The 5,917-nt window shown below is 63.8% G+C and carries 5 protein-coding genes; all 5 read right to left on the bottom strand.

Annotated elements, in window-relative coordinates:
• A partial coding sequence (locus HMPREF9538_RS06910) for a putative FMN-dependent luciferase-like monooxygenase (protein ID WP_009485860.1) occupies positions 1 to 734 on the bottom strand: 734 nt, incomplete at its 3' end.
• The gene (locus HMPREF9538_RS06915; RefSeq protein ID WP_009485859.1) at positions 734 to 2,350 is read right to left on the bottom strand and encodes a dipeptide ABC transporter ATP-binding protein; all 1,617 of its coding nucleotides are present in this window, start codon (positions 2,348 to 2,350) and stop codon (positions 734 to 736) included. The genes HMPREF9538_RS06915 and HMPREF9538_RS06910, both read right to left, overlap by 1 nt.
• The gene (locus HMPREF9538_RS06920; protein WP_004180077.1) at positions 2,347 to 3,195 is read right to left on the bottom strand and encodes an ABC transporter permease; all 849 of its coding nucleotides are present in this window, start codon (positions 3,193 to 3,195) and stop codon (positions 2,347 to 2,349) included. Before HMPREF9538_RS06920 ends, HMPREF9538_RS06915 begins: the two co-directional genes overlap by 4 nt.
• Entirely contained in the window at positions 3,192 to 4,136 is a 945-nt protein-coding gene (locus tag HMPREF9538_RS06925; RefSeq protein ID WP_002906228.1) for an ABC transporter permease, read from the bottom strand. The genes HMPREF9538_RS06920 and HMPREF9538_RS06925 overlap by 4 nt, the downstream gene beginning before the upstream one ends.
• A 10-nt stretch (positions 4,137 to 4,146) precedes the next feature.
• Positions 4,147 to 5,769: a TIGR04028 family ABC transporter substrate-binding protein gene (locus HMPREF9538_RS06930; protein WP_009307785.1), complete on the bottom strand. Its 1,623-nt coding sequence runs from the start codon at positions 5,767 to 5,769 to the stop codon at positions 4,147 to 4,149.
• Positions 5,770 to 5,917 lie beyond the last annotated feature (148 nt).

The following is a 5,917-nucleotide window of genomic DNA, read 5'->3' as shown; positions in this document are numbered from 1 at the left end:
CCGGGCTCGGCGACCTGCAGGGCGTGGGCGTGACTGTCGGCGACGAAGGCGGTGCGCGAGGCGAGGATCCGCGGCGCAACGCCGTCCGGTAGCGCCGACAGGTAGGCGTCGATGATCGGGTTCTGAATGGCGTCCAGCGGCAGACGTGGCTCGCCGGGCGGCCGTGGCTGGGTGCGCGACAGCATCAGCCCGTGTCCCGCCTGACCGGCGCGGATGGCGCCCTCCGCCGAGAAGGTGGCGATCCAGATACGCTCCGCCAACTGCGGCGCCGGCGGATAGAGACGGTTGTCCGGGTGGCTCAGCGTGTCGCCGCGCCAGGCGCTATGGATCAGGTGCAGATGGTCGGCAAACGCCGCCCCGCGCTGCTCGCTGGTCAGGCCGAAGGGCAGAAACGAGGTTGGCGTGCCGCCGGAGCCAAAACCCACCTCCAGACGTCCGTCGGTGAGTAAATCCAGTACCGCTGCGTCTTCGGCGACGCGCAGCGGATTTTCCATCGGCAGAGTGATAATCGCCGTGCCGAGACGGATCCGGTCGGTCTGTGCCGCGACGTGGGCGAGAAACACCAGCGGTGAAGGCAGGCCGCCTTCCTGTTCATGAAAATGGTGCTGGGCAATCCATGCGCTGTCGAAGCCCAAACGCTCCGCGTGGCGGATCTGTTCGGCCGCCAGCCGGTAGCGCGTTTGCGCGGAGCCCTGATCGAGCAGACGGGTAAAAAAACCGAGGCGTTTAGGCATTATGCGTTCTCCGTGTGGGCCTGTGCTAAGCGGGGGGAAACCTGGGGAATGGCGGCGATCAGTTCGCGGGTGTAGGCCTGCTGCGGGGCGGCGAACAGGCGGTTTACGTCGCCATGCTCCACCACCTGGCCGGCGCGCAGCACCGTGACGCTGTCGGCGATCCGCCTGACCGTCGCCAGATCGTGGGTAATGAACAGGTAGCTCAGACCCAGCTGCTGCTGTAGCTGCTGCAGCAGGGCGAGGATCTGCGCCTGAACGGTGACGTCGAGCGCCGAAGTCGCTTCGTCAAGGACCAGTATCGCCGGCTCGAGGATCAGCGCCCGGGCAATCGCCACCCGCTGCCGCTGGCCGCCGGAAAGCTCCCGCGGCGTACGCGACAGCAGCTCGGGGGCCAGGGCCACCCGGGCGGCAACGCTCTCCACACGCTGGCGACGCGTCGCCGCGCTGAGGCGCTCAAAGTTTTTTAACGGCTCTTCGATAATCGCAAACAGCGTCTGGCGCGGGTCGAGCGAAGCGAAGGGGTTCTGGTAGACAAACTGGATCTTGCGCCGCAGCTGACGCTGTGCCTCGCGGCTGAGATGCCCGGCGTCGATACCGTCGATGATGACCTGTCCGGCGTCGGCGCGCTCAAAGCCCAGCAGGATCCGCGCCAGGGTGGTTTTCCCGGAGCCGGATTCGCCCACCAGCGCATGGGTGCTGCCGCGTCTGACCTCAAAGCTGACGCTGTCGAGCGCCTGCAGCGCCTGTTTGCCCAGCGAGAAGCGTTTGCTGATCCCCTCCACGCGAATGGCCGACGTGGCCAGCGGCCGGTGACGCGCCGCCGTTAGCCTCAACGGCGCATCCTGCAGGTCGTGGAGCAGCTGGCGGGTGTAAGGATGCTGCGGACGCTGGACAATCGTCTCGGTGGCGCCTTGTTCCTGAATCTCTCCCTGGCGAAACACCATGATCCGGTCGGCGCGTTCGGCGGCCAGCGCCAGATCGTGGGTGACAAACAGCACGGCGGTACCCGACTCGCGACGCAGGATATCGAGCAGGTCGAGAATGCGCTTCTGCACCGTGACGTCGAGGGCGCTGGTGGGCTCGTCAGCAATAATCAGATCCGGCTGCAGGGCAATGGCGATGGCTATCAGCACCCGCTGTTTCATCCCGCCAGACAGCTGATGCGGATACTGGTCAAAACGCTGTTCCGGGTGGCTGAGACCGACTTTAGCGAGCAGGTTAAGAACCTGCTGTCGGCGCTCAGCGGCGGAGAGGGACTGATGCAGCCGCAGGATCTCTTCCACCTGCTGACCAATGGTTTTTACCGGGTTGAGCGAATTACCGGGATCCTGCGGGACCAGGCTGATGCTCACTCCGCGCAGGCGGTTCAGGCGTTTATCCGACCAGTCGCTAATCACTTCGCCATTGAGGACAATCCGCCCGGCATCCCGGCGGGCATTATCCGCCAGCAGGCCGATAATGGCCTGCGCGGTGGTGGTTTTCCCCGAGCCGGATTCTCCGACGAAGGCCAGCATTTCGCCGCGCTGGATGGAAAAGCTGATGTTGTGCACCACCTCGCGCCATTCGCCCCGCGAGCGGTAGCTGATGCGTAGATCTTCAACGGACAGAACGGTCATGGGCGTGCTCCACTCCACTGGCGGCTAAGACGATTGGCGGCAAGGACCACGGCGACCACGGCGAGGCCGGGGAAGGTGGTCAGCCACCAGGCGGTTGACAGGTAATTGCGACCTTCGGCGATCAGTAGTCCCCACTCCGGGACCGGCGGCGGAGTGCCGTAGCCGAGGAAGCTGAGGGTGGCCAGGGCCAACATCGCCTGTCCGAACTGCAGCGTCGCGAAAGCAAGCACCGCAGTGAGCGAGTTGGGCAGAATATGGCGCCAGAAGACGGCGAAAAAAGTGCCGCCGCTGCCCCGGGCCGCCTCGACGTAATCGCTGTGGCGCACGCGCACCACTTCTGCTCGCGCCAGGCGCGCGAAGCTGGCGATAGCCGCGACGCCAACCGCCACCGCCGCATTTACCGTGCCGAAACCCAGCAGAATAATCACCGTGAGCTGCAGCAGCAGGGAGGGGATGGCCAGCAGGACATCGACCAGGCGCATGATGGTGGATTCCACGCGTCCGGCCAGCGCCCCGGCGAGGGTGCCAAGGGCGGTACCCACCACCAGGCCGATGGCGACGGCGATCAGCGCCGCCGACAGGGAATGCACCGCTCCGTAAACCACCCGCGTCCACAGGTCGCGCCCCAGCTGGTCGGTACCCAGCCAGTAGTGCGCCTGCGGCGCCAGGCGCTGAGCGCCGGGGATCCCCTCCAGCGGGTTAGAGGAGGTAAACCACTGTGGGGCAATGGCCATTAACAGGGCGGCGATCATCACCGCCCACGCCAGCCACAGGCCAGGCTGCAGGCGCACTCTACGCCACTCCGGGCGGCGGCGAACCGCGATGGTATAGTCGACCAGGCTCATTTCGCACCTCCGGTCTGTAAATGGAGTCGGGGGTCCAGTCGCGGCATGACCAGGTCGACCAGCAGGTTGATCAGGACGAAACCGAGGGCGGAGATCATCACCACCGCCTGTAGTACGGCGATATCCTGGTTATTGACCGCCTGCTGGGTCAGCTGGCCGAGGCCGCTGCGGCCGAAGACGGTCTCGGTGATCAGCGCCCCGGCAATCAGTTCGCCGAGCAGCAGCCCGGCAATATTCAGCGCCGGCAGCAGGGCATTCCCCATCACATGGCGCCAGAGGACGCCCGTTTCGCTCATGCCCTTGGCGCGGGCGACCGCGACGAAGGGCTGAACCGCCACCTGATCCATGCTGCGCATCAGGATCTGCGCCAGTGGGGCGGAAATGGGCAGTGCGACGGCGATAACCGGTAAAATCAGTCCTTCCAGTGGGCCGGGGTTGATTACCGGGATCCAGCGCAACTGAAACGAGAAGAGCTGGATCAGGGCGATACCCAACCAAAAGGTAGGTAGAGAGATAAACAGCACCGGTAGCGACTGCAGAAAATTGCTCAGCCAGCGCAGCCCCGGCAGCCGCGAGGCGAAAGCGAGGGCGAACGCCAGCGCCACGGCCAGCAGGAAGGCCGGCAGCGCGAGGCTTAAGGTATCCGGCAGGTTGCTGGCAATCAGACTGCTGACCGCCAGACCCGCCTGCAGGGAATAGCCGAAGTCGCCGTGCAGCATCGCCAGCAGCGTGTGCAGGTACTGGCGCCACAGCGGGCTATCGGCGCCGTAGGCCAGCCGCATCTCCGCAATTTGCGCCGGGCTCAGGCCGAGGTCCGGGTTCTGAAACTTGATCAGCACCGCATCCCCCGGCAGGACCTGCAGCAGGAAAAAGGTGAGGGTAAAGGCCGCCCACAGGACCAGCAGCCCCTGGCCGAATCGTCGCAGAAGATAAGCGCTCATAACCGGCCTCTTAGTGCTTGTCCAGCCACGCGCCGTAGAACGACGGACGACCGACGGCCTCGAAGCTGACGCCTTTGACCCACGGCGCGCCGGCGAACACCTGCGGCTCTTCGAAAATAGGGATCACATAGGCGTTATCGATCAGATAGCGCTGGGCGTCACCGGTTAACTGCAAGCGCTGCTGCGGCTCAACCGCCGCGGAGATGCCGGTCAGCAGGTCATTGAGCTTATCATCGCGGAAGCGCTGCACTTTATCGCTGGAGCCGCCTTTCTGCAGCAGCGCATCGCGGTTGTTGGGGAAGAACATACTTTTCACCACATCCGGGTCGGCGCGGCCCACTTCTGAGACGGTGAGCGGGGTTTTCTGCGGGTCGAGGTTATCCAGCGTACGGCTACCGGCATCCCCGGCTTTGACCGTCAACGCCACACCCACCTGGCGCCACTGCTGGGCGATCAGCTGCAGCACTTCCTTATTTTGCGGCTGCGGCAGCGACTCATAGACGGTCAGCGCCAGCCGCTGACCGTCTTTGCTGCGAATACCGTCGGCGGCGGGCCTCCAGCCGGCGTCATCCAGCAACTGCCGGGCTTTGGCCTGGTCGAAGGTGAGTTTATCGCTGAGATTGACATAGCCGGCGGCAGAGCTGGCCAGCACGGAGGTGGCTTGCGGGTAGTTAGCGGAGAACAGCGTCTCCACCACCTGCCTGGCGTTGGTGGCATGGAGCAGGGCCTGACGCACCCGCAGGTCGGCGACCAGTGGGTTATCCGGGCGGAAGCTCAGACTGTCGTTGACCCCGCGGGTAGGGGCAGCGTAGATCTTAAATCCCTGATCGGTAGCCTGCTTTTCATCGTAGGCCTGCACCTGGCGAATAAAGCCCGCCTGACCTGCCAGCAGCGCGCCGATACGCACGCTGTCTTCCGGCGTCACAATATAGGTGATGCCGTCGAGGTTAGCGGGCCCCTGCTGGGCAATGTTTTTCGGCCCCCACTGGTAATCCTTGCGCGCCACCAGCGTCAGCTCGCGGCCTGGTTTTTCATCCTGCACGACGAAGGGGCCGGAGCCGATAATATGTCGGGCATCGCCCAGCTCTTCAAAATTACGCTGCAGGGTGCTGAGAGATACCAGACCGGAGCCGATGGTGGCGGTTCCCTGCAGGAAGCCCGGCGACGGCTTGTTGAAGTAGAATTTTACCGTCAGCGGGTCGATCACTTCGCTGCGCTGGTAGTTATTGATGACCTCCGAGACGGGCAGACGATGGGCTTTATCTCCCAGACCATAGGTATCGAAGTTTTTGGCGACGGCGGCGGCGTCCAGCGGTGTGCCATCTGAGAAAGTGACCCCTTTGCGCAGGTGGAAAGTGTACTCGGTTTTATCGGCATTGCTGGTCCAGCTCTCGGCGATCCACGGCTCAATCTCCAGCGTTTTCGGGTTCTGCCAGGTGAGCTTGTCGGTTATCTGATTGAGAATCCCGCCATTCGGGTAAAATCCGCCGGCGGGCGGATAGAGATTGGTGTGCGGTTGCTGCTCCAGATAAATTAAGGTGCCGCCTTTAACCGGCGTGTCGGCGGCCCAGACGGAAAAGGCGCCGGTGAGAAACAGCGCGGCCAGCGCGGGCAGGCGAAAATGACGATGCATGGTGAATTCCTTTGTTATCTATTGTGTTGCCATCATCGGGCGCGGCTAAAAACAAAGGAACCAAGGAATTGCGCTAAGCATTTGCGGAAATTGCATTTACTTCCCGGGTTGGGAAGCGAGAGGACGTGCCTGGGGGATCGGGCCCCCC

This window comes from Klebsiella sp. MS 92-3, assembly GCF_000195655.1.
Taxonomy (GTDB): domain Bacteria; phylum Pseudomonadota; class Gammaproteobacteria; order Enterobacterales; family Enterobacteriaceae; genus Klebsiella; species Klebsiella pneumoniae.
Note: the sequence above shows the minus strand (reverse complement) of the source record. Positions and strands in the feature narration are given on the sequence as shown.

What these genes read in the sequence shown, in the direction of transcription:
- HMPREF9538_RS06915 (WP_009485859.1), bottom strand. Translation starts at nt 2,350, where the DNA reads ATGACCGTTCTGTCCGTTGAAGATCTACGCATCAGCTACCGCTCGCGG.
- HMPREF9538_RS06920 (WP_004180077.1), bottom strand. Translation starts at nt 3,195, where the DNA reads ATGAGCCTGGTCGACTATACCATCGCGGTTCGCCGCCGCCCGGAGTGG.
- HMPREF9538_RS06925 (WP_002906228.1), bottom strand. Translation starts at nt 4,136, where the DNA reads ATGAGCGCTTATCTTCTGCGACGATTCGGCCAGGGGCTGCTGGTCCTG.
- HMPREF9538_RS06930 (WP_009307785.1), bottom strand. Translation starts at nt 5,769, where the DNA reads ATGCATCGTCATTTTCGCCTGCCCGCGCTGGCCGCGCTGTTTCTCACC.